Origin of the sequence: Rossellomorea oryzaecorticis (assembly GCF_045897515.1) — a bacterium.
Taxonomy (GTDB): Bacteria; Bacillota; Bacilli; order Bacillales; family Bacillaceae_B; genus Rossellomorea; species Rossellomorea enclensis.
Window position 1 is genome coordinate 98,445 of the sequence record NZ_JBJOSA010000008.1, and the last position, 25,098, is coordinate 123,542.

The window sequence follows — 25,098 nt, forward strand, 5'->3', positions numbered from 1 at the left end:
TAGCAGGCGTGCTTTTTTTATGTAGGGCCGGTTCCCCCGCCTATTATTATGTATAATGATACTATGGAAAAATAAGTTAATCACTCGGAGATATGAAGATGACAAAAAATGATTCTGCTAATTACGTATTGCATGCCAAAAGTGATGAGTTTTATTGGGAAGGGAACGGGCAATTATCCATCAAAACGTTCTCGAACGGCAAAGCCCGTTATCAGACAAATCGGGGTTTTTATGCCATCGAAGAAGACAGGTATCTCCTGCTGAACGCCGGCCCTTACACCATTTCCATTGACGAACCAAGAGAGGTCGAGTCATTCTGCATCTTCTTTCAAGACGGATTTGCAGAAGAAGTCTTTCACTCCTTATCAGAAACAAATGACAGGCTTTTGAGCGATCCATTCAAGGATAAGAGTCCCCTCGGTTTTTTTGAAAAAACCTATCCTCAAAATGCGGCTTTATATGCCGTGTTGCATGATTTTAAACGGACACTGTCAGGCACAGAACGCATGTCCATCGGCTATGAAGAACAATTTCATCAGATCATGCAGGCACTCTTAGACGATCAGCTGCAGATCTATAAAGAGGTTGAATCACTTAAAGCAGTGCGAAAATCAACGCGGGTAGAATTGTATAGAAGAGTGAACACAGCCCATGAGTATATACGGGCATATTATGACCGGTCCGTGAAGCTCGATGATATTGCAGCGGCAGCCTGTCTATCTCCAAACCACTTATTACGGACGTATAAGCAGATATACAAAAGGACCCCCCATCAGCATATAACCGAATTCAGGACTCAAAAAGCCAGGCAGCTGCTATCTGAAACAGATTACACGATGACAGAGATCACTTTTTTATTGGGTCTCCAAAACCCGGTATCCTTCAGTAAGCTGTTTAAACAATTTACAGGCATTTCTCCGGCAGACTATCGAAAAAAGGTGAGAATGGATAAGACAAGATAATAGGAATTTTTTATTCTTATAAAGTAAGAACAGTCGAAAGGAGAAGGATTTATGGAAACAGCACTGATTGAGAAAGTGGGACAAATCGGACTACCGGTGAAAGACCTGGACAGAGCATTGAGGTTTTACAAGGGAACGCTTGGACTCACCCTCCTGTTTAACACAGATCGCATGGCTTTTCTTGAGGCAGGCGAGCTGCGGCTTATGTTATCCCTTCCCGAAAAAGACGAATTCGCCCATTCCAGCTCGGTTCTTTATTTCCAGGTAAAGAACATAAAAGAAGCGTACGAGCGCTTATCGGGGAAGGAAATCCAATTTATCGGCGAACCGCATATGGTCGCAAAAATGGAGCAAACCGAGACGTGGATGGTATTTTTCAAAGACACAGAAGGAAATACACATGCATTCATGAGTGAGGAGCAAGGATAAGATATGAAAGGAGGCCGCCTTTTACAGGAGGTCTCCTTTTGGCATTAATTGGTCCAAGCGCGTACCCTTGCACTTTTCCGTCAATACTATTAAAGTATATACTGGTACAAATCCATCCTGACCGGGATGGGATCAAATGCATCATCTTACTTTTTAATTTTGGGAACATGGTTTCCCTGAAGGAAAGGGTTTTATATATTATGAAGAATAATTTTTGGCATGAGTTGCCTCGGCCGTTTTTTGTGTTGGCACCGATGGAAGCCGTGACCGATGTCGTGTTCCGCCATGTCGTGAGTGAAGCGGCGAGACCCGACGTGTTTTTTACAGAGTTCACGAATACAGAAAGCTACTGTCATCCGAAAGGAAAAGACAGTGTGCGCGGGCGTCTGACGTTCACGGAAGATGAACAGCCGATCGTCGCCCATATATGGGGGGACAAGCCCGAATATTTCCGTCAAATGAGTATCGGGATGGCTGAGATGGGCTTCAAGGGAATCGATATCAATATGGGCTGCCCTGTGCATAACGTTGCAGCGAACGGAAAAGGCTCCGGCCTGATCAACCGTCCGGAAGTCGCTGCGGAACTGATCCAGGCTGCCAAAGCGGGAGGACTTCCTGTCAGCGTGAAGACGCGCCTCGGTTATACGAAAGTCGAGGAATGGCACGACTGGCTGAAGCACCTGCTGGAGCAGGACATCGTCAACCTGTCCATCCACCTCCGTACAAGAAAAGAAATGAGTGAAGTCGATGCGCACTGGGAACTGATCCCTGAGATCAAGAAACTCCGTGACAAAATCGCGCCTCATACCTTGCTGACGATCAACGGGGACATCGCTGACCGCCAGCAGGGACTGGAACTCGCCGAAAAATACGGCATCGACGGTGTCATGATCGGACGCGGGATCTTCCATAATCCATTTGCATTCGAAAAAGAAAAGAAAGAGCATACGAGCGAGGAGCTCCTCGACCTTCTGCGGTTGCAGCTGGATCTTCATGATCAGTACAACGATGAACTCGAGCCCCGTCCGTTCAAACCGCTCCGCCGCTTCTTTAAGATTTATGTACGCGGATTCCGCGGTGCAAGCGAGCTCCGGAATCGTCTGATGGAGACAGAAACCACGGATCAAGTTCGCGCTCTGCTTGATGAGTATGCAAGTGCAGTGAAGGAAGATGAAGGGTTTTCGGTTTCTAAGTAAAATAAAAAAGGGTCAGTCCCCAGTGAGAGTATACTTACTGGGAGGCTGATCCTTTTTTTATATTCAGAGCCTTCGAATTCCATTTGGAAGGGTATTTCTTTTCAACAAAATCCGAAAGCCAAATGGCAGCGGCAAACACAATCAGATAAACAAGAAAGGAAATAGACAATTTCCAGCCGGTATAGGTGAAAACATGAAATTGCACGGATGTCCATTCTAAAGCGATCGCTGCGACACCCCAAAACAACAAAAAGAATATACGTTTCAACCCTTCAGGCTTATAATGCTGATACGAGTTCACTACAAAATAAGGAAGGGTTGGGTATGTGATAAAGTGCAGTACCACATCAAATAACTCATGGGTTTTATGATCGATCGTAAAGTAAAGTTCATATGGCTTCACCGTAAGAGTAATATCAGCGAGCAGCGCAAGAAACACATTAAACGTCCAAATGATCGTGACCGTAACAGCCGACAGGCGTTTTGGCAGCATAAACAAAAGCGCCCAGGTAATGATGGTGGAAATGATAATAAACAGTTCATTTTCATCAAATTCCCGGGGGAGAGGGAAAATCATATCGTATTCACCTCTTTGTTTCTATCCATACCCTTTTCTAAATAAAATGCGTAAACAGCCATCAGAAGAAGAATAAAGATGTATCGCAAATAGGAATAAAACACATTCCAGTTTACCCATTCCAAATAGTGAATGGATACGAAATAGACTTCAATTGAAACGAGTGCTGTTAAGAGGACGAATACAGTGACCAGTTTTTCTAAAACCGTCCTTCCTGAGAACAAAATATAGATGATCCATAAAAGTAAAGCCGGCTTAAGGGACAACTCAGGGATCTTCTGCGTCCAAAAAATCAATTCACTGTAGGGATCCTGCCTTGTTAACTTTAAATTTAAGTTTATGATCACACCTGTATTCGTAAGAAGGATATTGGATAACAAATAACCTCCTATGACATGAATGACATTCATTTTCTTCGTCAATACATAAAGCGAAAGAAAGGATAGTAGTGCTAAAATCAGGAAAAGCCATACCGAAATCATTACAGTCACCAACTTTGTTTATATGTAAATATGTTTTACATAAAAGAATGAAATTACACGGTATGGAAGAAATTATACGCCATACTTTATTTATTCTTTATCGCTTCTGCAAGCTCATACAAAGCCTGCTGATTTTTGATGGAATAGTTCCTGCCTTCTTTTTGCAAATATCCCTTCTCACAAAACTGCGTCAGGACATGCAGCAGGTGGCGGTAAGAGACGCCAAGATAATCACAGACGATGACGTGCTTCTCCAGGTAAACTCCTTTATCGGACGTTTGTAAAATAAAGTCTGCAAGCCTGTTCTCAAGCGGAAAAGCAAGGCTCTGTGAATACTTTGCGGCCATCAAGGTTGCCTTCAGACTCAGGAATGTTGTCAGTTCACGAAGGAATTTCGTATCTTCAAGCAATTTGGTGCGGTACCTGGAAAAAGGCAAAGCAAAACAGACGGTTTTAGTGGATGCCTGAATTCCTTTTGTATAGTACACATCGTTCAGTAATTCCATCTCACCAATATAATCATGCGCATTGATAAAGTTGATAAGTGACACTTTACCATTTTGATGCGTAACGTATATTTTTGCTTTTCCTTCTGTCACATAAAATAAGTAATCGGGTCTATTCCCTTCTTGGATGATCCATTCATCCCGCTTATATTCCCTTACCTCAAGAAATTCTTCAATCTGAAAAGAAAATCGATGAGCGATTGAGTGATTTTCTAAATAAATCCGCTTTTTCTCACCTTTATAAATTTCCATCTTCCACCTCGAAAATATGAGATATCTCATATTAATCTTCCTTGATCCCATGATATCATGCGTTTGACAAGGAGGATACACAATGAATACACAACGTTGGATGAGCACTCATTTTTTTAGTTTCTTTCTGACATGGGGAATCTTTCTCCCTTATTGGTCAGGATGGATGATACAAACAAAAGGCATTACGGTTTCAGAAGCAAGTTTAATCATGAGCATAGGCTTAGTGGCGAGGGGACTGTCCACGCTGTTTGCCTTTCCTTATTTACTGGAAAGGGTCAGTAATAAAGCACTCTTGAATATAGCCGGAATTGGTACACTGGCCGCGCTTCTCAGCTATATCCCGGCTGACTCGTTCACTGCCTTACTGATCGTAACCGTCATCCTGCACATCTTTTACCCTACCTTGATGCCGGCTTTAGACAGCGTTGCCGGCGTCCTTGTGCAAAGCAAGCAATTGAAGCACTACGGGAAAAGCCGACAGTGGGGATCGATCGGATTTGTATCGGTAGGAATCCTGTTAACAGTCTTTACAGGGATGTTCGGGGATAACATGATTTTTTGGGCACTGCTGCTGGGGATCAGCTGCTTTGTGGCTCTCAGCTTAACGAACGGCCCTGAGATTTTATCGAAGAAACCGCAGATAAGTCAGTCCACGAAGGTCAATATTCTTGATTTATTCAAGACGAAACATTTCCTGGTCGTCCTGATTATTGTGGTGCTTCTTCAAGCAGCCCACGCTGCCTATTACAACTATGGCTACATCTTTTTACAGGAGATACACGCACCGATCTATCTCATCGGTGTCATCATTAACATTGCCGTCATTGCAGAAATTATCTTTTTTTCGATGGCCGATAAACGTTTTAACCGATTTTCGCCAGGAACCTTATTGGCGCTGGCTGCAGCCGGCTCTTCGCTGCGGTGGATCTTGGTGTTTACGTTCCCAAACGTTGTGGTGTTCTGCATTGCACAAACCCTGCATGCATTTTCGTTTGCGATGGGGCATTATGCTTTTATGAAATACTTAACTACAAACATTCCGCATACACACATCCCGAAAGCTCAGGGCATGTATTCAGCCTTTGCACTCAGTTGGAGCACGGCGGTGTTTACGATATTCGGAGGGTTCTTATATGAAATCGAGCCAAGATTTGCTTTCATCGGAATGCTTGCCTGCAGCTTGCCGGCGATGTTCATTGCGCTTGGGTATCGGAAGCTGGAAGTGGAGAAGGATGTGCTGGTGTCTGCTGAAGTGCGTTAATAGAAATAAAAAAGAAGTTTATCTGCATATGGATAAACTTCTTTTTTATTTGCCGGGGAGACTCGCTGCGTTGACGCTAGCAATCTCCATTCACTTTGAACAACTACCATGTTAACTTGGAATTCTTTATTTCTTCGTCCCACATATTCTCTAATTCTTTTATTACTTTTAATGGTAAGCTTCCTACCGAGGAAGAGATATTCTGATTTAATTGCTGAATATTTCTTGCTCCGGGTATGACGGTAGACACCGCATCGTATGAAAGGATATATTGCAGGGCTGCTTGTACCATGGAAGTGTCATCTCCCCGGGTATGACGGACTTTCTCTACCAGCTTCCCTCTTCTCTGGATTTCTTTTTCACTCCATCTGCTCCTGATTCCACTGAATGTACTTGTGGCATCATACTTTCCGGTAAGCCAGCCCGAATCGAGCGGAACCTTGACGATAACACCGATACCCTGTTTGTGGGCTGATTTCATGGCAGCGGATGGTTCCTGATGGAAAAGGTTGAACATAACCTCAATAATCTGACTGTCTGTCTTACTGATTAATTCATCCATCTCTTTTCCAGTATCCACCGAAGCTCCATAAGCTCTGATTTTTCCCTGTTCTTTCAATATCTCCAGTACTTCAAATTGCGGGGAGTCTCCATTAAGGGTTGAGAAAGGAGGATTATGGAGCAGAAGACTATCAAGATATTCAGTTTGTAATCTTCGTAAACTGTCTTCCACTGACAAAATCAATTTCTCAGGCTCGAAGCTTTGTTCATCATTGGATTGATGTCCACATTTACTGCTGATGACCACTCGATCTCTTTTTCCCTTGAAGGCTTTTCCTAGGAGTTCTTCACTTTTACCCGATCCATAATTAGGTGCAGTATCAAAGAAATTGCATCCCATATCCATCGCTTGATGTACTAAATAGACGGCTTCCTCATCGGTCATGCTTCCCCAATCCCTCTGATTGCCCAATTGCCATGCGCCAAACCCTACATCTGACACTTTAATTCCTGTATTCCCCAGGTTACGGGTTTTCATTATCTCCCCACCACATTTCTTATCAATTTTTCAACCCCTGACGATCTCATCCATCACGCGGTTGGTTCTGGCACCCGATTCTCCGCTGCTTGGACACCAATTGCCGCCCTCGGTTAACTCTTTGACAATCGTCGTTACAAGCGGCTGGTGGACATGCTCCGGTCGTTCGAAGCTCCATTGCTGCTGCCCTTCACGGGTCGTCAAGATGACCGGGTCATCCCCAAAGGTAGAAAAGCTGATCTTTCCTTCACTTCCGACAATCTCATTCATATCCACATCTTCAAACGCCGTGAAACACCACATTCCAACCCCATGGACACCGGATTGAAATTGATAGGTACCCGTCACAATATCCTCGGCCTCATAATAGCCTGCTTGATTCGAAGAGAACCCTCTTGCTTCCTGGGTCGGTCCGAGCAGGAAATCGAGAATATCGAGGGTATGGCTGGCCAGGTCAAAGAACAAGCCGCCTCCGGCTAGTTCAGGCTGCACGCGCCATGGAAGATTGTCCGGATCCTTCACGTCGTCCCCCGCTTTTTGATACTGGGTAGTAGAGACAAAACGAACGTCCCCAATCGCCTTTTGATCCAGCAGTTCTTTTATTTACAAGAAGCGCTCCTGCGCACGGCGGTAGTAAGCCACATATAGAGGAACCCCTGCCTCTTTACAGGCAGCCACCATCTCGCTGCATTCTTCAAAACTGCGTGCCATCGGCTTCTCCACATAAACAGGTTTCCCCGCAGCGGCTGCCTTCAGCGTATATTCCTTATGAGAACCAGGCGGTGTCGCGATATAAACCGCATCCACCTCAGGGTCGTTAATCAATGCATCCGCGTCATCGTACCACTTAGGGACCTGATGTCTTTCCGCATAATCCCTTGCCAGCTCGCCCGTTCTCCTCATGACCGCAACAAGTTCCGAGTTTTCAACCTTTTGAAAAGCAGGGCCGCTCTTCTTTTCCGTCACATCTCCGCAGCCGATGATTCCCCACAGGACCTTATCAAATTTCATGGTTACGTTCCCCCTATTGGTTTCGTTAGTAACCATCATACCTGATTTTTCTGAACAATGACTATGATTGATGCATCAGCGTTTGATGTTTTTCCTTTTTTCTCCTCATTCCGTATAGGGTAAATAAAAGAATGAACCATATAGGTGTCAGCAATAAGGCTGGACGAGTTGCCTCAGAAACCATCATGATCACCAGGATCACGGCGAACATGGTCAGCACAGCGTAATTGATAAATGGCGTGAATGGTGCTTTGAATGTTGATTTCAAGTGTAAATCGCGACGTGTTTTCTTATACTTCAGATGACAGATCAGAATTACGCCCCACACCCAGATGAAGCAAATGGCACTTATCGTTGTCACGATCCCGAAGGCCTGCTCCGGCAGCAGTTTACTTAAAAGTGCTCCCGCGGAAATAACCAGTGTGGAGATGAACAGCCCATTGCTTGGCACATGGTTTTTATTCAGTCTGGCAAAAATAGACGGCCCCTGTTTCGTGTTGCTTAAATTATATAGAATCCTGCTTGTAGAGAACATTCCGCTGTTGCAGGCAGAAGCCGCTGACGTCAGCACCACGAAATTGATGATTCCTGCCGCCAGGGGAATCCCGATTAAGCTAAATGTTTTCACAAACGGACTTTCCGCTGCATTGAGGCCTGTCCACGGATTGATGCACAAGAGCACAATCAGCGCGCCAACGTAGAAAAATAAAATCCTTAAAGGAATCTTATTGATGGCCGATGGAATATTCTTTTTCGGATCAGAGGTTTCCGCAGCCGATACTGCAACTAATTCCACACCGACATAGGCAAAAATGACCATCTGGAATGACAGCAGGAAGCCTGACATTCCATTTGGAAATAGTCCTCCATGCTCCCACAGATTGGTCATCGAAACAGTACCTGCATCCGTCTTGAATCCAATCACCAGCAGCACAACGCCGACACCGATCAACACAAGAATCGTGATGACCTTGATTAACGCAAACCAAAACTCCATTTCCCCGAATAGCTTTACAGTAAGCAGGTTGAACCCTAATAAAATGACCACACAGATGAGTGCAGGCACCCACTGCGGGATATCGAACCAATAATTCACGTACACCCCAACAGCGATCACATCGGCCATTGCCGTCATGATCCAGCAAAACCAATAGGTCCATCCCGTCACAAATGCAGCAGAAGCTCCAAGATACTCTTCCGCAATATCCGTCAACGATTGATAACCTGCTTTCGACAACAGAAGCTCCCCAAGCGCCCTCATCACAAAAAACAGGGCAATACCTACGATTAAATAAGCAAAGATGATCGAGGGACCCGCAAGCTGTATCGCTTTCCCGGAACCTAAAAATAACCCCGTCCCGATCGTTCCGCCAATCGCAATCAGCTGAACATGGCGATTTGATAAATCCCTCTTTAATTCTCGTTGTTCCAACCTTAACTCCTCCTTACAAACATTCAGAAAGCAATATTTAGAGCATAAAAAAAGAGACTGGATGCGCTCCAATCTCATGGTCCTAAGAATAACAAATACCATTTTGTATGCCAGCAGCCATAACGGCCTGCACGTCAAAATAAATATCTGATACTCTTCTGTCCTTTTGCCTGAGATTATGAACCCTTCGGCGCCGCGAAAACTCTCGCGGTCTCTCCAGAAGCTGCTCCTGCTATAGTATGATCCATAGCAATCATAGCTTTCTAAGTAATTAAATTGTTTGGTTACTCGTTTTGCTTCGAATAGTTGATTATTTTAAGGGCTGATATGGAGTTTGTCAACAGGAGGAATTCAGTTAACCAGCGGATGTATATTAAGCGGAGTTTCTCCGGTTATATACAAGGAGAATCTCGTTTTAGGAGTATTTAAGAGGAATTTTTCCGATTATGCCAAATATAATTTCTCATTTTAACGTTTTTTGAGTCAATAGACGGCATTACTCCGTCTATTTACGCTATTTTCAATTCTATATGCTAATTAGGCGGAATTTTTCCGTTTATTTATCAGAGTAGGTGTTTAACCTGATCCGCCAAGCGATAAGAGCGGATCCTCTTGATCCCAGATTCGGGAATCAACATCTTTTTATCAACTAGTTGAGTAAGCAATTTTTTTACCGTCTTGTCAGTTCGCTTCAAATACTTTTCCACTTCTATAGGGGATATAGCTTTTCCTTTTCGAATCGCTAGTCGAAGCACTTCCTTTTCTGCATAAGATAGAGTAGTCTGATCCAGCTCATCACCTAGCCATCGGCCAATCACTTGCTGAACGACCTGCTGGCATCGACGAGGTTTTTCTTTAACCTGGTCATAAGAAAAGCGTATGACAGTCCACCCGTCCATTACCAACTGGTTTTGACGCTCCAGACTGTCGGAAAATTGCCATCTGCTTATATTCTTTAAGTGAGGGCCATACCCATCGACCTCAAAACAAATCCGGATAGCTGGACGAATATAAGCAAAATCTAAATACCGTTTTCCATCTTTAAAATCATCGATTTCAAACTCTGGATGAAGATACCGAAAATGATAAAACGAAGGCCACCAAACTTGCTTCAAAAACAACTTTTCAGCCTGATTGTGACCTTCTTGTAAACGCCTCAACCGTTCACCTTTTCTTTCCTGAGAGTGAGCATTCATAAAAGCCTGGTACTCTTCTTCAAATCCCACAGCAATCCTCCTCAATAATCATCAAACTTTTATAGTTAGACTAAAAGAATTTGAAAACCGTTCTTTCCTCAATTTCTTCTACTATAAAATTTTGAAAGACCTTTATCTATCCCTCAATTGGAACCATAAAATCATATTCAGGAACTCCATACTTCGCAATCATCTTTTCCATATACTCGTCAAAAGATAAATGAAAATGTTCCGGTGGGTTCCCAAATAGGATGGTAAATACTCCGTTTTCGAAAGAAATTAAATAGCTTTTCTCCTGGTTAACATTCTTCTCCATAAGTGATACCTTTAACTCTTCCAATTGCTCACTAGTGAGACTATCGTTCAACATCACCTTTTTGCAGTTTCCATCTTTATTTTCCAATACAAACATACCGTGTCCTTCACGTTCCTCTTCCTTGTACTTAATAGAATTTTCGGTATATTTTTCTATTGTTTTGGTGTAATAATAACCGCACACCTTACAAAAAATGTACTTCTCATCAGTTTTGTAATAATCATCTACAAAAGCAGAACGTTCACAACCGGGGCATTTAATAGCATACCTAATCGATGCCAAAAATGGATCATCTCCCTTATTTTTTTGTTTTCAGACATCTTTTTAAAATAAATGAGTGTAAAATCTAGAGGGAAAAAGAGGTTTATTGTGGTTTCAACTGAAGAGAAATAAAGAAGCAAATAAAGATTCAAGGAGTAGTTAAATTAAGAGGAATTTGAGGAAAGAACTACTTTTAGTCTAAAAGAATTTTTTAATTTGTCAATCTATTTTCTTTGCACTTCAGCAATATCTCCCTTCTCATTTCTATTTGCCCTTAGGCCCCCCACAATTAGGAGAGGCCTTTGGCTAAAAACCTCATCACTTATGATACGGTTCCCCCCGATTAATCCGAAACGCTCTATAAATCTGCTCCACCAAAATCAGCCGCATCAACTGATGAGGGAATGTCATTTTCGAAAAGGACAAGGTATCATTTGCCCGCTTCATTACCTCATCACTTAACCCGAGTGATCCGCCGATGACGAAGGCCACTTTGCTTTTTCCATAGGTGGCGAGTTTGTCCAGGTTGTCCGCCAGTTCTTCAGATGATTTCATCTTGCCCTGGATGGCGAGGGCGATGACATGGTGGTCGGGTGAGATCTTGGATAGGATGCGTTCTCCTTCTTTATCCTTGACCTGTACCATTTCTGAATCGCTCAACACTTCCGGTGCTTTTTCGTCTGGCAGCTCGATGATGTCAAGTTTGGCGTAGGCACCGAGCCGCTTTACATATTCACTTATTCCTTGCTTCAAGTACTTTTCTTTCAACTTTCCAACCGTTACAATCGTGATATTCACAGTTCGTCCTCACTTTACAAACAATTTACAAACACATTATCCACAGAACTTATCCACATATCCACACCCGCCGTCCACATACTGTATGAGAATATTAGTTCGCCACAATATATACTGCGTTATTCCCACAATATTCACAGGTTGTGGATAACTGTTCTTCTTTAGGCAGTTCCTTTAGGTCCGGGGCCACTTCATGCTCGTCTACAATGATATCCATCGCAAGCTCCACGTGCTCTAAACAGCAATAAATCAAAGCTCATACCTCCTTGTTTTTTTACGTTTTTTATTTATCCACAGGTAATCATATCACGTATAGAAAAAGCAGGAAAGGTGCTTTCCCCCTCCTGCTTTTTACTTATCCACAACTACATTCTTGATTCGTCCGTCAATTTCATCGTCACGTCTTCTTTTTTGCCGTTCCGGTAGATGGTGACGTTCATTTGGTCGCCGACTTTTTTCTTGTTGTAAAGATGTTTACGAAGATCAATCATATCTTCAACCTTTTCACCATCAAGCGCTACGATGACGTCAAGTTCTTCGAGACCCGCCTGTGCTGCAGGAGAATTCGGGATGACCTGTCTGATCATGACTCCGTAATTAACGTCCTTCGGTAGCTTCAATGTTTCCTGCTGATGGTAGGATGAAATGCGGTTGACGTCTTCAAGGGCTACTCCCATCGCCGGCCGCTTCACTTCTCCGTATTGTTCAAGGTCGTCGATGATCGGCTGTGCCGAATTGATCGGAATCGCTAGACCGATTCCTTCCACCGCTTCCTGTGCGATTTTCATCGAGTTGATCCCGATCAGCTGACCGGAAATATTGATGAGTGCGCCTCCGCTGTTACCCGGGTTGATGGCTGCATCTGTCTGAAGGACTTCCGCATTCCAGTCTTCGACGCCGTCCTGGTTGATATCCACTGGAATCGTACGCTCGACACCTGAAACCACACCTTGAGTGACCGAGCCTGAGAATTGAAGGCCGAGCGGATTTCCGATTGCGATGACCGGTTCCCCTGCTTTTAGCTTATCGGAATTTCCGAATTCAGCGACTGCGTCCTTACCGATTTTACTGCCGTCGATTTCAATGACGGCAAGGTCCGTCCAAATATCGGTCCCTCTAAGCTTTGCAGGTACCTTAGTTCCATCTGCCAGTGTTACTTCAAGCTGATCCGCACCTTCCACTACGTGGTTGTTGGTGGCGATATACGCTTTGTTCCCAGCCTTTTTGTAAATGACACCCGAGCCTGTGCCGGCCGCCTGCCCCTGTGAATCACCCTGCTGTCCCCAGAAGCTTTGGGATTGGATATTCGAGATGCCGACGACAGCGTCGCTTGCTTTTTCAACTGCTTTCGTCACATCCGTCGTCACGTCCACCGATACATTCTTGGTCGTCCCGTTATGATATTCCTCATCCGTCGCCTTTAGATCCTGATCCGGCTGGATCGAATAAGGAAGTACGTCTAAGTTATGTAATTGCGGAATCGCAACCAGTATCAGGATGGCACCGAGAATCGCACCAAGAAGCCCTGCAAGGAACATGCCTCCACGGTTTCCCTTTTGCTTCTTCCTGCCTTCCCTGTTGAAATCCTGATCATCATAGTATCCCATCTGCCATCATCCTTTCATCAGATAATACCTTTTGTTATTTTATCTATTCATGCCTGATTATAGTCAGGTTAAATTAAAAAATGATGAAAAACCGTTAAGAAATGGTTGTCGATTTGGTGAACAATAGAAAAGCGGAGGAGGCTTGCTCAGCCCCGACAAGCATAAGATGAATGGGCCGGGAAGGCGTTCTTTGCGTTCTTTGCCTTCTTGGACCATTTAGCTTATGACCTCGAGGGGCTAGCCGCCGGAGCTGGACAAGTCTCAAATTAGCTCGATTCCCGCAGTTGATTTCCGTGGAAGACTTCGCTTTCCGCGGGCGGGCGTGGAGCCTCCTCGGCTTCGCCTGCGGGGTCTCCCCAGCTCCGCTTTTCCCGCAGGAGTCTTCGTCTTCCACTCCAATCATCTGCTGGAGACGGTTAATACTCACCATTACTTATAATTTTTCTTTTAAGAAACAATACAAAAAGGCAAAGACCGCCATCCTGCAGCCTTTGCCTATCATATTCCTCTAAATTCTCCCATTCAAACACAGAAATGGGTTAGATGGCTACTAATGGTGTCGGGACTTTTGGGTCCGTATCAAATAGATCGATTTGTTCGCCGACGCCGATTCCTTGTGTTTCGAGCGTCTGCGTCACACTCATGCGTGCCAGGTCTTTCATGTTGTTGTCGAGGCTCAGGTGGGCGAGATAGATGCCCTTGGTCCTGTCGCCGATGACTTCGCTCATGGCGATGGCGGCATCCTCATTTGAAACGTGGCCGACATCACTCAGGATGCGGCGCTTGATGTTCCATGGATACCGGCACATCCGCAGCATGCCGACGTCGTGGTTGCTTTCGAACACATAGGCATCGGCATTCGAGATGATGCCTTTCATCCGGTCGCTGACATAGCCTGTATCGGTGACGAGAACAAGCTTCTTTTCACCCTGATGGAAAACATAGAACATCGGCTCGGCGGCATCGTGTGATACGCCGAATGACTCGATGCTCATTCCGCCGAAATGCTTGGCCGTTTCCATATCGAATGTGAATTTCTGTTCTGTATCGATTTTCCCCACGAGCCCGTCCATTGCGTTCCAAGTCTTTTCATTCGCATAGACCGGGAGCTTGTACTTTCTGGCAAGAACCCCAAGCCCCTTGATATGGTCGCTGTGCTCATGTGTGACAAGGATGCCGGACAGGTCCTCGATTTTACGGTCGATCTGGCTGAACAATCCTTCCATCGCCTTGCCGCTGAGACCCGCGTCGACCAGGAAGGAATGCTCGTCCGTTTCAACGAATATCGCATTTCCTGTACTGCCGCTCGCGAGTACACTAAAATGCATGGTCATACCTCTCACTCCAGTAATTCTTTCTCTTTTTTTGTAAACTCGATGACGTCGCCTTCAAATGCAGTGAAATAAAGATGTTGTTTCTTATCCTTCTTCTCTACGACAAAATGCCATGTCGGGGTCAGTACCTGGGAATCCGAGAACGGCACCTCGGTTGAATACCCCTGCTCGAAGCTGGTCACCTTGCTGTCAGGTTCGATTTTACCGCTGTCGGCAAGGATCTGCAGGGATTCGAGCGGGTTGATGACCCTCGATACTTTTCCAAATGACTTTATATCTTCCATCATTGTCTGTTTGTACGACACGATTTCGTTCTCATTGTTAAGCTCCAACACGATTTCTGCACTGCCATTATGAAATAACGGCCTTCCCTCGTAAGTCTGATTGTAACTGATGGTCAGATTCTCATTGTTGATGCCCCTGAAAGCGTATTGATCTCCGTCGATCGCATATTCCTTCAAGAAACTCTTCAATTTTTCCTTCAGATCATCTTCCGTCAATTTTTCACCTAAATCATATGGCTCATCAAGTGTCGAATACAGCGTCGTCTCATTCAGGATGCTGACTTCCTGATTCTTCAGGCTCTCTTTATCCGAATCGGTGAATTTCTTGGATGTGGCGCTTATATTCGTTTCGGTGACGGCTTCCTTAGGAGGTGCAAGATCCGCAGGATACGTGATGTTAACGGACTCCAGCGATTGCTGGGTGCCCGTATCGGCAAGAATCTCCGGTTCAGAGATTTTTTTGATGAAAATGGTTAAAAGAAAAATATTCAGGATCAGGAACACGACGATGAAAATCGTTTTCGTTTTATTCCAATCCATTTAGACCCCCTCCAATTCTTCAAGAGGCAGGCGCAGCCAGTTGCCGCTGTATTTATAATACCATGAAGGTGTCAAATCGTATAAAAGCATGTCCGGGAAATTCATATCCCTAGTCAATTTATATCCGAGTGCGATATCTTCAACAAATTCCAAGTTGATCATCTTATTCCCTTCAAGCGCCTGCTGAACTGTATAACCTGATGGGATATGAATCTTATTCGGCTTGGAAAACATGGTGTAGTTATCACCAATCCTGAAATAAGGACGTTCATACTTATGGATTGTATCCGTCCCCCAGATCTGGGTGATTTCAGTCGTCCCTGCCGAATCACTGAATACCGGTAAATTCATCAGGAACATCCGGTATTCGATTTTACTTTCTTCAGGGCTGACCGAAAATAATTTGAATCGATCGGTCCATCCCCCGTGTTCATTCACAAACCCGATACTGTTTTGAACGAGGAGATCCTCTGAAATATTCCGGTCCGGATCCACGCCGGGATTGACGAATGACAGTGAGTTCACATTCGTGTTCACTTTCATCAAACTGGAGGAATCGCGGTAGATTTCTTCGGAATCGGTTGAATTCTTGCTGACGTTGATCGGGTTTTTAAATAACGCCTTCATGAAATCCTCTGCTTCCAATAGCTCGGTTGAATATTTATAGCTGTAATACTCTTCATCCTTAACAGGTAAGAGAAGGGTTTTTCTTGAATTCGCCTTGAACGCAAAGTAATTCCGGAAATTTTCATTATAGAGTGCCCTCTGGACGAACATCGTCTGCAGGGAATCCATTTTTTCCTCATCGACCTTGCTCTCCACGACATATTTCCTGTCTTCTTCGCCGTACAGGACGAAATAGACCATCCCCTTATCTCCTTTTTTCGCATTAAGGTCGAAGATGATGCGGTTAAAAGTGGTACTCGGCAGATTCTGTTCGTCAAACTTGATCACTTTATTGTAGACGGAAAGAGGAAGGCTGTCTGGAAACACCAGCTCGATCCTGCCGGGACTGTGAACCAGTTCCTCAATTTCGCTTTGAGAGTATTGACTGCTGATGTCCTTTGCATCCGTCAGCCGCCAACTGCTCATTTGCTCCAATACTTTATCAATCTCGGTTTCATTGGGGGAACCCATGATCTGCTCGTCATCATGATAGAAGACTTTGTATGGCTGGATCAATTCAAGCTCTTTCCGTTCCTCCCCGATGGATACATCGAATGTCTCTGTACTTTCAATCACATCATATTCAGGTTGATAGGTCCATAGATTCCACGTCAGGAAGATGCTCAGCGCCACAAGCACTGTCAATAGAATCGATTTTATTTTTTCATAATTCATGACCAATCATCCTCTTGTGCGGAATCAAATGGGAGCGTGAACGTGATCGTCGTGCCTTTGCCCTCGACACTTGTTGCCCAAATATCGCCGCCGTGTGCTGTTATCATTTCCTTCGCGATCGCAAGCCCCAGACCTGTACCGCCCATCTGTCTGGAACGGGCCTTATCCACGCGGTAGAATCGTTCAAAGACCTTATCAAGGTTTTCTTTTGGAATACCGAGACCCTGATCCGATACGCTGATCTCGATGAACCCGTTGTTTTCTTTTACATTGAATGTGATCGTGCCGCCCTCCGGCGAGTACTTCAGTGCATTCGAAATGATGTTATCCAAAACCTGCGTAATCTTATCCGTGTCGATTTCCACAAACATCGCTTGATCAGGAAGATAACGTTCAAAGGTGACATTCAAATTCTTCGTCATCTCAAAACGGTCGATGATGCGGTGGAATAACAGGATGAAATCAATCCAATCCTTATTGAAACGATAATCCTTGCTGTCCATCTTCGAGAGCTGGAGGAGATCATTGACCAGGCGGATCATCCGCTCCGTCTCGGTCTGCGTCACATTTAAAAATTGCGGCGCAATCTCTTCATCCTGCCATGCCCCTTCGGCCAGCGCCTCCAGATAGCTTCGCATCGTCGTCAGCGGAGTGCGCAGTTCATGGGATACATTCGCCACGAATTCACGCCTCTCAAGATCGATCTTTTCCTGCTCCGTGATATCATGGAGAACCGTGATCAATCCGTTGACAAAGCCGGTTTCCTTTTGGATGATCGAGAAATTCGCCCTTAAGATGTACGGCTTTTCCTTCGTGCTGTAATCAAGGATGATCGAGTCCTGTTCATTCGACAGGTCCTCGAATGTATATTCTTCATCAAGCCCGAGGAGCGCAACGATCGGCTGCGACAGAACTGTTTCACGTGAAACATTCAACATCTCGACCGCCGGATCGTTAATGAGGATGACCCGGCCTTTCCGGTCCGTCGCAATGACCCCGTCCGTCATATAGGAAAGGACAGAGGACAGCTTCCTTCTTTCACCTTCAGTCGTCGCCTGCGCTTCCTGCAGCCTTTTAGTGAGGTTATTGAAGGTCATGGCCAGCTGACCGATTTCGTCATAGCCGTAGACTTTTACTTTTCTCGAAAAATTCCCTTTGGCCATCGCAAGCGCATGTTTCCTCATATCAGAAATCGGCCTTGTGATGGTCTGTGCAAGCAAAACACCCAATATCGCAGTGATGGCCAGCGCGATCAACGTACCATTCGTGAAAATTTTGTTGATTTCATTCATCTGGTTGTACACATTTTCAATCTTCGCAACCAGATAAATGGCGCCGATCACTTCATCTGACGATATGATGGGGGATGTCAAAACCCAGACGCGGTCCCCGGTCTTTTCATCGATCAGAATATTATCATAAGCGCCTCCGCCGGCGAGGACCCGTTTGACCGAGATTTCATCGGTCGGGCGTCCCACCATCGCCTGGTTATTTTCATCAGAGGTGCCTATGATCCTGCTGCGGTCATCCACCACGCGTATTTCATAAATATCCGAGTTGGGCTCGGCACTGTCTTCCAATAGATTCTTAATTTCATTTTCCTTCGATGGATCATCCTCGGCACGTTCCTTGACCATTTCTTCACGGACCGAATATTCGAGCAGATCCACCCGGCTCTTGATGCTGGATTGAAAGTTATCCACCAGCTTATTCTCCAGTTCCCTGACAAAATAAACCCCGATGATCTGCATCGCCAGGAGAATCAGGAGCACATAAATCATGACAAACTTAAGATGGATCGAACGCGTTAAACCAACTTTCTTCATTCAACCTTACTCCTGTTCAGGATTTCGCAAGTAATAACCGACTCCTCTACGTGTTACGATCCAAGTAGGGTGGCTGGGATTATCCTCAATTTTTTCACGAAGACGTCTCACGGTCACGTCCACCGTACGGACATCCCCGTAATAGTCATAGCCCCATACCGTTTGTAATAAATGCTCACGGGTCATGACCTGTCCGATATGCTTGGCCAGATAATGAAGAAGTTCGAACTCACGGTGTGTCAATTCAATCGTTTCACCGCGCTTCGACACCACATACGCATCCGGGTGGATCGTCAGCGAACCGACCGTGATTTCATTGTTCTCATCCTCATCGCCGGCAGCCGCAGCCCCCGCCTGATGACGGCGCAGATTCGCCTTCACACGTGCGATCAGCTCGCGCGTACTGAACGGCTTCGTCACATAATCATCCGCACCCAGCTCAAGTCCGAGGACCTTATCGATCTCAGAGTCCTTCGCCGTCAGCATGATGATCGGCATTTCATACTTCTTACGGATCTCACGGCACACTTCCATCCCGTCACGGTTCGGCAGCATGATATCAAGAAGGACCAGGTCAGGCTTCACTTCCTCTGCCATCTTCACCGCCTCATCGCCGTCATACGCACAATGGACCTCATAGCCTTCCTTCTTCAAGTTAAACTGCAAAATATCAGCAATCGGCTTTTCATCGTCAACAACTAAAATCTTTTTATCCATATCAATTGATCTCCTTTGACAATTAAATTCGGTCTAATCGTAATTTTGCTTAGTATAGGATTCTTCCTTTAAATTTATCACTTTCTGCGTCTTAATTCATCTTTTACTCAATGATTGGCGGATTTCATGTCTATTTTCCCACCGGTTTTCTATCCCGCGGTTGATTTCCGTGCAAGACTTCGCATTCCGCGGTCAGCACTCCAATCAACGGCTGGAAGCGTCCCTAACATGTATCTACCTCTTTTTAACATAGTAAACAGCTTTTTACGAATGAAATCTCCCTATATAAAAGAAGAAACCCAAAATACAAGAAAGGGGACTGACGGTATTGTTGTTGTCAGTCCCGGGTTGTGCTGTATTTATTTATGAAGTACGTCTAATGGATTGATCAGGGATCCGTTTTTGTGGACCTCAATATGAAGGTGTACACCGGTAGATTGACCTGTTGTTCCCATGATTCCCAGTTTATCGCCTTTGCCGACCTTTTGGCCAGCTGAAACGGAGATGGAATCAAGATGTGCGTAAGTCGTTTTGTAGCCGTTTTGATGGTCGATCACGACTTTGTTACCGTAGCCGCCGTCGTCCCAACCTGCAGAAACGACAACCCCGTTATCAACGGATTTGATCGTCTTATCGCTTGGGCGTGCGATGTCGATTCCTTTATGCATCTTGCCCCAGCGCTGACCCTGCTTGGAGGAGATATATCCGCCGTTTGTCGGCCATGCAAAGCTGCCGGAACCTCTTGAAGGAGTTTCTTTCGTTCCTTTAATGACGATGTATTTTTGAGGCTCTTTTACATCCTTTTCCTCAGTGACATTCTTCTCGGTTTGAGAACCGTTCACTTCTGTAGCAGTAAAGGTAACGGACTTCTCGCCTTCCACACCTTCCTGCTTCACTTTCGTATCGCCCTTATTCATTGAAGAATCTTCAATCACTTCTTTATCATAGGCGATTTTTTCAATCTTATTGACTTCCTTTTTAACCACTGTATGAACGAACGGCTTGCTGACCGTCACATTCAATTCTGATCCGATCTTCAACGCCCCGTCCTCATCCAGTTCAGGGTTCAATTTCAGAAGCTCGCCCGTCGTCAAATCAAGCTTCTCAGCGATTGCCCCAAGGACATCGCCTTCTTCTACCTTATACTTCTTCTCTTCGACACTTCCTTTAAGAAGCAGGTTTACAGCTTCATCAGCAGAAAGGATTTCTTTTGGATCCACCTGTGATTTTTCAGCTGCCACATCTTCTTTAAAAGAAACATCCAATAAACGTGTTTCATTTTCCTTCAAAGCGGGTAAAGAAGAATCAGCGTCATTTTTACGTGCTTCCAAATCTTTCAGTTCGTCTTCGGAAACATATTTCAGCTTGATCTTTTTCAGCGTCTCGTCCGCTGTCTCTTTATCTTTTACATACGCCACAGGCTTGTCATCGACAACCAATGCATAAGCATTCGCTTCGACAGCCATCGACTTGGATACATTATTCAAAACTTCCTGGTTATTCGTTTTCGCAGAGAAAACATTCTCAGGTATGTATGTGATGTCATTATTCCAGGTTACCTGGTAATCCTTGAACTTCTCTTCAGCATCTTGAAGCTTTTCTTCCAGCATGCCCTTCACATCATCCTGATCCGTAACAGCCCCTACATAATGACTGTTTACGTATACATGATAGATCGTCTTCAGCTCTTTATCTGTATCATCCGCAGAAGCAGATGCAAACGTCAGTGTTGAAAGTGCAAGCGTCGTGACCGCAACCTTCTTCATGAATTGAGAAGATCGGCCTCTATATTCTTCTAATTTCGGTAATAAGCGTTCTCCAAACTTCATTGTCTTGCCTCCTGTAAACTAAAAAGCAAAAATCACTGTGTTGGTCATTCATTATGCCTAATTTTAGTAAATATTCTTGTAAATTCGTACTTTACTAACTTACCATAATTCGACGAAATACGGGGAAAAGTATTAGTATTGTAACAAAACTGTATAATTAATAGAATTTTCAATGAGTCGTTTTAATGATATTACCGCTGAAATCACTGATATAACTAGGAATAAGGTTGCATAGGAGAAATATTGCGTCCGAGGGAAAATGTGGTTATTTGTCACTTTTTGTTACATTCATGTTACAAATACATAATAAAAAAGTACTACGAGAGACAAAGTCATCGCAGTACTTTTTGTAGATGGCTCAGGACGGAATCGAACCGCCGACACATGGATTTTCAGTCCATTGCTCTACCAACTGAGCTACTGAGCCGTATTAAATTATTCGTTCCTAATCTGATAAACCGGTTGTCCATCGTCCAGCTCTCAGGAGGATTATTCAAGTTGCTGCTCGAGCTGTACGCTGATGATTACTCGGATGAAGCTTATTCACCGTGCTCTACCAACTGAGCTACTGAGCCGTGTTTAGTTATGTAATGAAGATCATCCGGTTCGGGCTGAGTGACCAGCGAGGGGAATGACGATTCATTATGTAAAAATAAAATGGCGGTCCGGACGGGACTCGAACCCGCGACCTCCTGCGTGACAGGCAGGCATTCTAACCAACTGAACTACCGGACCAGAGTTTTTCGCTTTAGCGAAATAACTTTCATTAATTGCTTTAGCAAAATATATTTCCTTAAATTGCTCTATCAAACTATCATTCTACTAAAAGAAAGATATGACCCGTACGGGATTCGAACCCGTGTTACCGCCGTGAAAGGGCGGTGTCTTAACCGCTTGACCAACGGGCCATGCAGGATGATAGATGTTTTGCTTCCGCAAAAATCTTTGGTGAGCCATGAAGGACTCGAACCTTCGACCCTCTGATTAAAAGTCAGATGCTCTACCAACTGAGCTAATGGCTCACAGTATATATCAACACGAAAGTTTCGCGACGTCTTTCGTGACAACGAAATTAATATTATCACGTATGCGGGACGGGGGCAATAGTTTTTTGTAGAATTTTGTTGAAAATTATTTTCTGGGGAATAAATGCGTCAAAAAGCCACCAGCATGGTGATGAAGCTGATGGCTTTTTATTATTTATTCGAAAGGGTATGGATTCTTCCTTTATTCTGACCTTTCGTGGAAACAGCAACAGCATTGACAGTGTCCAGCCCCAGTACATTGTTTCAGCACCTTATCAACGCCAACCAAAAAACCACACCCCAGCCCCGCACCACCAACGTACGGAACCAGGCTGCAGCCTCCAATACAATACCTAACCCAACCAAAATCCAACTAACCAACAACCAATCTAATAAGTCAAACTAGCCGCCACAATCAACCCAACCACAATCGAAACCGAGAACAAGCTGAATCCGATCGCGACGTTGCCTTCTTCTACTTTTTTCGCCAGATTCGTCTTTGGTGTGAGGACATACTCGATGATCCAGTACGCGATGACCTGGGTGGCGATTCCGATCAGCCCCCATACGAAGGCATCGAACAGATTGATGCTGTTTGCCCAGACGGTGTAGATGACGATGGCCAGACCGATGGCTTTGCCCCACAGTTTCAAGGCGACGGCGAGGTTGCCTTCGCGGATGAGGGTGGCTTCTGAGAATTTCGTGGTGAATGCGAATACGATGACACCGAGGATCATTAGACCGAGGCCTGTGCCGACGTGGGCAAGAAAACTGATGAGTGCTTCACTCGTTATGATTTGCATGGATTACTCTCCTTTTTGTTCTTCCCCGATTCCGATCGGAAGGAAGTATGATTCGTTATCGGTGATGGCGTTGCCGGCACGGTATCCGACGGCGTCCGCTGTACCGTTTATGACGAAACTGCCAACCATCAGACTCGCTTCGACAACACCGGAATCAGTCCGGATGTCATGCCGCGGCAGTTCAATATATTCCTGATAGACAGGCAGTGTTTCCTTATATGTTTCTTTCGGATCCTGCAGTACCACCCTGCCGGATGCTTCAATGATTTTGACGGTATCACCCTCGCGCCCGAATGCTGGCTTCTGCACATAGGTGGCACCGCTCTCTTCGAACACATCCGGATCAAGATATGTCGGTAAAAAAAATGCTGAAATCCACTCATGTTCTTCTTCTGTGAAAAAATCGCTCCCCGACTCATGAAGTCCCCAGATCAGGGCCTGCACGCCTTTGGACTGCATCAAGAATGCAGAAGGCGGGTTCAAAATGGCAAGCTTTCCGTCCACCACCAGTCCAATCAGCTCGAGTCCCGATTTTTCACCGGTATCGGGATCCACATCTTCAACCAAATGCTCGATCGGATAGGTCGGGCGATACAGCACATCGATCCGTTCACCGCTTGGTGTATAGAGACCGGCTTCCCGGCCGGTCCTCACCTGCAATTGATCAAGGCTGACAAATTCGGAAGGCACGTCTGCCAATGACTGCAGGTAACGCGTCGTCAAATAATCTTCTTCATGATCGCTGTGCGAGGAAAAGACGATCTTCGGCGATCCGTCCCGTCCGAGTGACCGCCAGGAAGCGAGCAGTGCCCGCCGCAGCTCAAGGCCGAGCTTCTCCTCAAGACCGGCATTCGGATCGTCCAGCGAAAAATGATCGCACACTCTTCCGTTCACATGATAAAGCTCCTTGATGAAGGTCGGTGTGTCACTATTAAACTCCAATAGTTTCAAGCGTCCGTCTTCACCCGCGACAAAATCGAACCTGCCAACGATGCACTCCTGGGGAATCGATTTAGTCCGTATGTAAGGAAGCGATTCCTCCGGAAATCCCAGTTCCAGCAGTGATTCATCACCGAGCTCACGCAGAAGAACTGCTGTTTTCACAAACACGTGATAAGCTTTCTCCGAAGCGTCCCGGACCTCCTCGATCATGGCCATGGGTTCTTTTCTTATATCCAAAAGGGCATATTCCATTCCGAAGAGGTCGTGCCAGAAATCCGGGACCCCTTCATAAAAATCCGCTCTTTGTTCACGATGTGTTCTATCCACCGAATCCGCCTTTCGAGCCGCTTCCGATCCCAGATTTATATGATTTCGAATACGATTTGTAGTCTGAATAGTTACGGAGGCTCGATTTGTTTTTAAACATCCTGCCGGCGAACCAGAAGTAGCCGAAGTGAGAGGAGCGGCTGTCATCACAGTAGTACGTGCCGCTGTCGTCGTCCCAATCCCAGTCGTCGCAGTCGGTGTCGGTCGGCTCCGGCGGGAGGTCCTGGTTGTTCCCGCAGCCGGTGACGGAAATGGCCATCACTGAGGCGGCCACTCCTGCCATCAATTTTTTCGTTTTGTTCATTGCGTTTCCTCCTTCAGCGTTTCGCCGGTTGCTTTTACATATAAAATGTATACGGACCGGTCTTCGTCGATTTCGGCGGAATCCCGTTCATATTCCCTGCCATCTATATAGGTATATACTGAACCGATGACGCTCAGAATATCAAGATGATCATCGTATGTTTCCTGTTTAACGATCGGGGGATTCTTCCTCGGATTCAGCTCACGGATCTCCAGCAGCAGTCCCTGAGGCGGGAAGAGCGGATCGGTGACAGGCTCTTCTTCATATTTGTCTACATATATAAGAAAAAGATTCCCTTCTTTTGCAGACGACGTCTGTCTGTAGGTGACGCCTTCTTTTACAAAAAACTCACATTCCCTGCGTGCAAGGATCTGCCCGAGTTCGATATCCGGGTAATGAAAGATCGGTTCATAGCCGCCCATGCCTTTCAGCAGGCGGTATTCAAGTAAGGGGCGTGACATCCCTCGCATTCCTCCTTTGGTCGAGTGATTCGCTCTT

The 25,098-nt window shown here is 45.3% G+C and carries 24 protein-coding genes, 4 tRNA genes, 1 pseudogene and 1 riboswitch; of the genes and pseudogenes, 4 read left to right on the plus strand and 25 right to left on the minus strand.

The genetic code is table 11. From position 1 onward, the window contains the following. Positions 1 to 98 precede the first annotated feature (98 nt). The 3 genes from ACKA06_RS11665 (at position 99) to ACKA06_RS11675 (ending at position 2,587) form a co-directional block, all read left to right on the plus strand. Positions 99 to 962, plus strand: coding sequence for an AraC family transcriptional regulator (locus ACKA06_RS11665; RefSeq protein ID WP_411159726.1), 864 nt, complete (start codon positions 99 to 101; stop codon positions 960 to 962). Positions 963 to 1,013: 51 nt separating this feature from the next. After that, positions 1,014 to 1,391 carry a VOC family protein gene (locus tag ACKA06_RS11670; protein WP_411159727.1) on the plus strand — a complete coding sequence of 126 codons (378 nt, stop codon included), beginning with the start codon at positions 1,014 to 1,016 and terminating at the stop codon, positions 1,389 to 1,391. A gap of 200 nt (positions 1,392 to 1,591) precedes the next feature. Beyond that, entirely contained in the window at positions 1,592 to 2,587 is a 996-nt protein-coding gene (locus tag ACKA06_RS11675) for a tRNA dihydrouridine synthase (RefSeq protein ID WP_411159728.1), read from the plus strand. A gap of 34 nt (positions 2,588 to 2,621) precedes the next feature. Here the strand turns inward: ACKA06_RS11675 and ACKA06_RS11680 are convergent, their stop codons facing one another. From ACKA06_RS11680 to yeiL, 3 genes are all read right to left on the minus strand, one after another. After that, complete coding sequence (locus ACKA06_RS11680) at positions 2,622 to 3,164, minus strand: hypothetical protein (protein WP_411159729.1); 543 nt, start codon at positions 3,162 to 3,164, stop codon at positions 2,622 to 2,624. Next, complete coding sequence (locus ACKA06_RS11685) at positions 3,161 to 3,646, minus strand: hypothetical protein (protein WP_411159730.1); 486 nt, start codon at positions 3,644 to 3,646, stop codon at positions 3,161 to 3,163. The genes ACKA06_RS11680 and ACKA06_RS11685 overlap by 4 nt, the downstream gene beginning before the upstream one ends. Positions 3,647 to 3,732: 86 nt before the next feature. Beyond that, the gene (gene yeiL, locus ACKA06_RS11690; RefSeq protein ID WP_411159731.1) at positions 3,733 to 4,404 is read right to left on the minus strand and encodes a transcriptional regulator YeiL; all 672 of its coding nucleotides are present in this window, start codon (positions 4,402 to 4,404) and stop codon (positions 3,733 to 3,735) included. An 82-nt stretch (positions 4,405 to 4,486) separates the two neighbouring features. Between yeiL and ACKA06_RS11695 the strand changes: the two genes are divergently transcribed. Beyond that, on the plus strand, positions 4,487 to 5,668 hold the full coding sequence (locus tag ACKA06_RS11695; protein ID WP_411159732.1) for an MFS transporter: 1,182 nt from the start codon (positions 4,487 to 4,489) through the stop codon (positions 5,666 to 5,668). A 103-nt stretch (positions 5,669 to 5,771) separates the two neighbouring features. On the opposite strand, the gene ACKA06_RS11700 is transcribed toward ACKA06_RS11695, so the two are convergent. The 22 genes and pseudogenes from ACKA06_RS11700 to ACKA06_RS11805 form a co-directional block, all read right to left on the minus strand. Then, positions 5,772 to 6,707, minus strand: coding sequence for an aldo/keto reductase (locus ACKA06_RS11700; protein ID WP_411159733.1), 936 nt, complete (start codon positions 6,705 to 6,707; stop codon positions 5,772 to 5,774). Positions 6,708 to 6,737: 30 nt separating this feature from the next. Further along, positions 6,738 to 7,718, minus strand: a pseudogene (locus ACKA06_RS11705) (Gfo/Idh/MocA family protein). Between the two features lie 61 nt (positions 7,719 to 7,779). Further along, positions 7,780 to 9,150: an amino acid permease gene (locus ACKA06_RS11710; RefSeq protein ID WP_032087096.1), complete on the minus strand. Its 1,371-nt coding sequence runs from the start codon at positions 9,148 to 9,150 to the stop codon at positions 7,780 to 7,782. A gap of 148 nt (positions 9,151 to 9,298) precedes the next feature. Beyond that, positions 9,299 to 9,380, minus strand: a riboswitch (glycine riboswitch). A 333-nt stretch (positions 9,381 to 9,713) separates the two neighbouring features. Further along, positions 9,714 to 10,376, minus strand: coding sequence for a DNA-binding response regulator (locus ACKA06_RS11715; RefSeq protein ID WP_411159734.1), 663 nt, complete (start codon positions 10,374 to 10,376; stop codon positions 9,714 to 9,716). Positions 10,377 to 10,482: 106 nt separating this feature from the next. Then, positions 10,483 to 10,944, minus strand: a complete 462-nt coding sequence (locus ACKA06_RS11720; protein ID WP_214872413.1) for a hypothetical protein — start codon at positions 10,942 to 10,944, stop codon at positions 10,483 to 10,485. Between the two features lie 297 nt (positions 10,945 to 11,241). Continuing rightward, positions 11,242 to 11,721: a 23S rRNA (pseudouridine(1915)-N(3))-methyltransferase RlmH gene (gene rlmH / locus ACKA06_RS11725; protein WP_058299786.1), complete on the minus strand. Its 480-nt coding sequence runs from the start codon at positions 11,719 to 11,721 to the stop codon at positions 11,242 to 11,244. Positions 11,722 to 11,815: 94 nt separating this feature from the next. Beyond that, entirely contained in the window at positions 11,816 to 11,974 is a 159-nt protein-coding gene (locus ACKA06_RS11730) for a CxxH/CxxC protein (protein WP_074440086.1), read from the minus strand. A gap of 112 nt (positions 11,975 to 12,086) precedes the next feature. Further along, the gene (locus tag ACKA06_RS11735; protein ID WP_058299787.1) at positions 12,087 to 13,328 is read right to left on the minus strand and encodes a S1C family serine protease; all 1,242 of its coding nucleotides are present in this window, start codon (positions 13,326 to 13,328) and stop codon (positions 12,087 to 12,089) included. A gap of 539 nt (positions 13,329 to 13,867) precedes the next feature. Next, positions 13,868 to 14,662 carry an MBL fold metallo-hydrolase gene (locus ACKA06_RS11740; protein WP_058299788.1) on the minus strand — a complete coding sequence of 265 codons (795 nt, stop codon included), beginning with the start codon at positions 14,660 to 14,662 and terminating at the stop codon, positions 13,868 to 13,870. A gap of 5 nt (positions 14,663 to 14,667) precedes the next feature. Continuing rightward, a complete protein-coding gene (locus tag ACKA06_RS11745; protein ID WP_411159735.1) occupies positions 14,668 to 15,486 on the minus strand; it encodes a two-component system regulatory protein YycI in 819 nt (272 codons plus the stop codon). Next, on the minus strand, positions 15,487 to 16,827 hold the full coding sequence (locus tag ACKA06_RS11750) for a YycH family regulatory protein (protein ID WP_411159736.1): 1,341 nt from the start codon (positions 16,825 to 16,827) through the stop codon (positions 15,487 to 15,489). After that, positions 16,824 to 18,653 (minus strand): cell wall metabolism sensor histidine kinase WalK, encoded by a 1,830-nt coding sequence (walK, locus tag ACKA06_RS11755; protein ID WP_411159737.1) that lies wholly within the window; start codon positions 18,651 to 18,653, stop codon positions 16,824 to 16,826. Before walK ends, ACKA06_RS11750 begins: the two co-directional genes overlap by 4 nt. A gap of 6 nt (positions 18,654 to 18,659) precedes the next feature. After that, positions 18,660 to 19,370, minus strand: coding sequence for a response regulator YycF (yycF, locus tag ACKA06_RS11760; RefSeq protein WP_032087105.1), 711 nt, complete (start codon positions 19,368 to 19,370; stop codon positions 18,660 to 18,662). A gap of 359 nt (positions 19,371 to 19,729) precedes the next feature. Continuing rightward, positions 19,730 to 21,199 (minus strand): peptidoglycan DD-metalloendopeptidase family protein, encoded by a 1,470-nt coding sequence (locus ACKA06_RS11765; RefSeq protein WP_411159738.1) that lies wholly within the window; start codon positions 21,197 to 21,199, stop codon positions 19,730 to 19,732. Positions 21,200 to 21,553: 354 nt separating this feature from the next. Then, positions 21,554 to 21,626, minus strand: a tRNA-Phe gene (locus tag ACKA06_RS11770). A gap of 231 nt (positions 21,627 to 21,857) precedes the next feature. After that, positions 21,858 to 21,934 (minus strand) — tRNA-Asp (locus tag ACKA06_RS11775). Between the two features lie 101 nt (positions 21,935 to 22,035). After that, a tRNA-Glu gene (locus tag ACKA06_RS11780) sits at positions 22,036 to 22,107 on the minus strand. Between the two features lie 38 nt (positions 22,108 to 22,145). Next, a tRNA-Lys gene (locus ACKA06_RS11785) sits at positions 22,146 to 22,221 on the minus strand. 392 nt (positions 22,222 to 22,613) lie between these two features. After that, on the minus strand, positions 22,614 to 23,027 hold the full coding sequence (locus ACKA06_RS11790) for a DUF350 domain-containing protein (protein WP_411159739.1): 414 nt from the start codon (positions 23,025 to 23,027) through the stop codon (positions 22,614 to 22,616). A 3-nt stretch (positions 23,028 to 23,030) separates the two neighbouring features. Beyond that, the gene (locus ACKA06_RS11795) at positions 23,031 to 24,296 is read right to left on the minus strand and encodes a glutathionylspermidine synthase family protein (protein WP_411159740.1); all 1,266 of its coding nucleotides are present in this window, start codon (positions 24,294 to 24,296) and stop codon (positions 23,031 to 23,033) included. After that, a complete protein-coding gene (locus tag ACKA06_RS11800) occupies positions 24,289 to 24,600 on the minus strand; it encodes a hypothetical protein (protein WP_411159741.1) in 312 nt (103 codons plus the stop codon). The genes ACKA06_RS11795 and ACKA06_RS11800 overlap by 8 nt, the downstream gene beginning before the upstream one ends. After that, the gene (locus ACKA06_RS11805; protein WP_411159742.1) at positions 24,597 to 25,061 is read right to left on the minus strand and encodes a hypothetical protein; all 465 of its coding nucleotides are present in this window, start codon (positions 25,059 to 25,061) and stop codon (positions 24,597 to 24,599) included. The genes ACKA06_RS11800 and ACKA06_RS11805 overlap by 4 nt, the downstream gene beginning before the upstream one ends. Between the last annotated feature and the right edge of the window lie 37 nt (positions 25,062 to 25,098).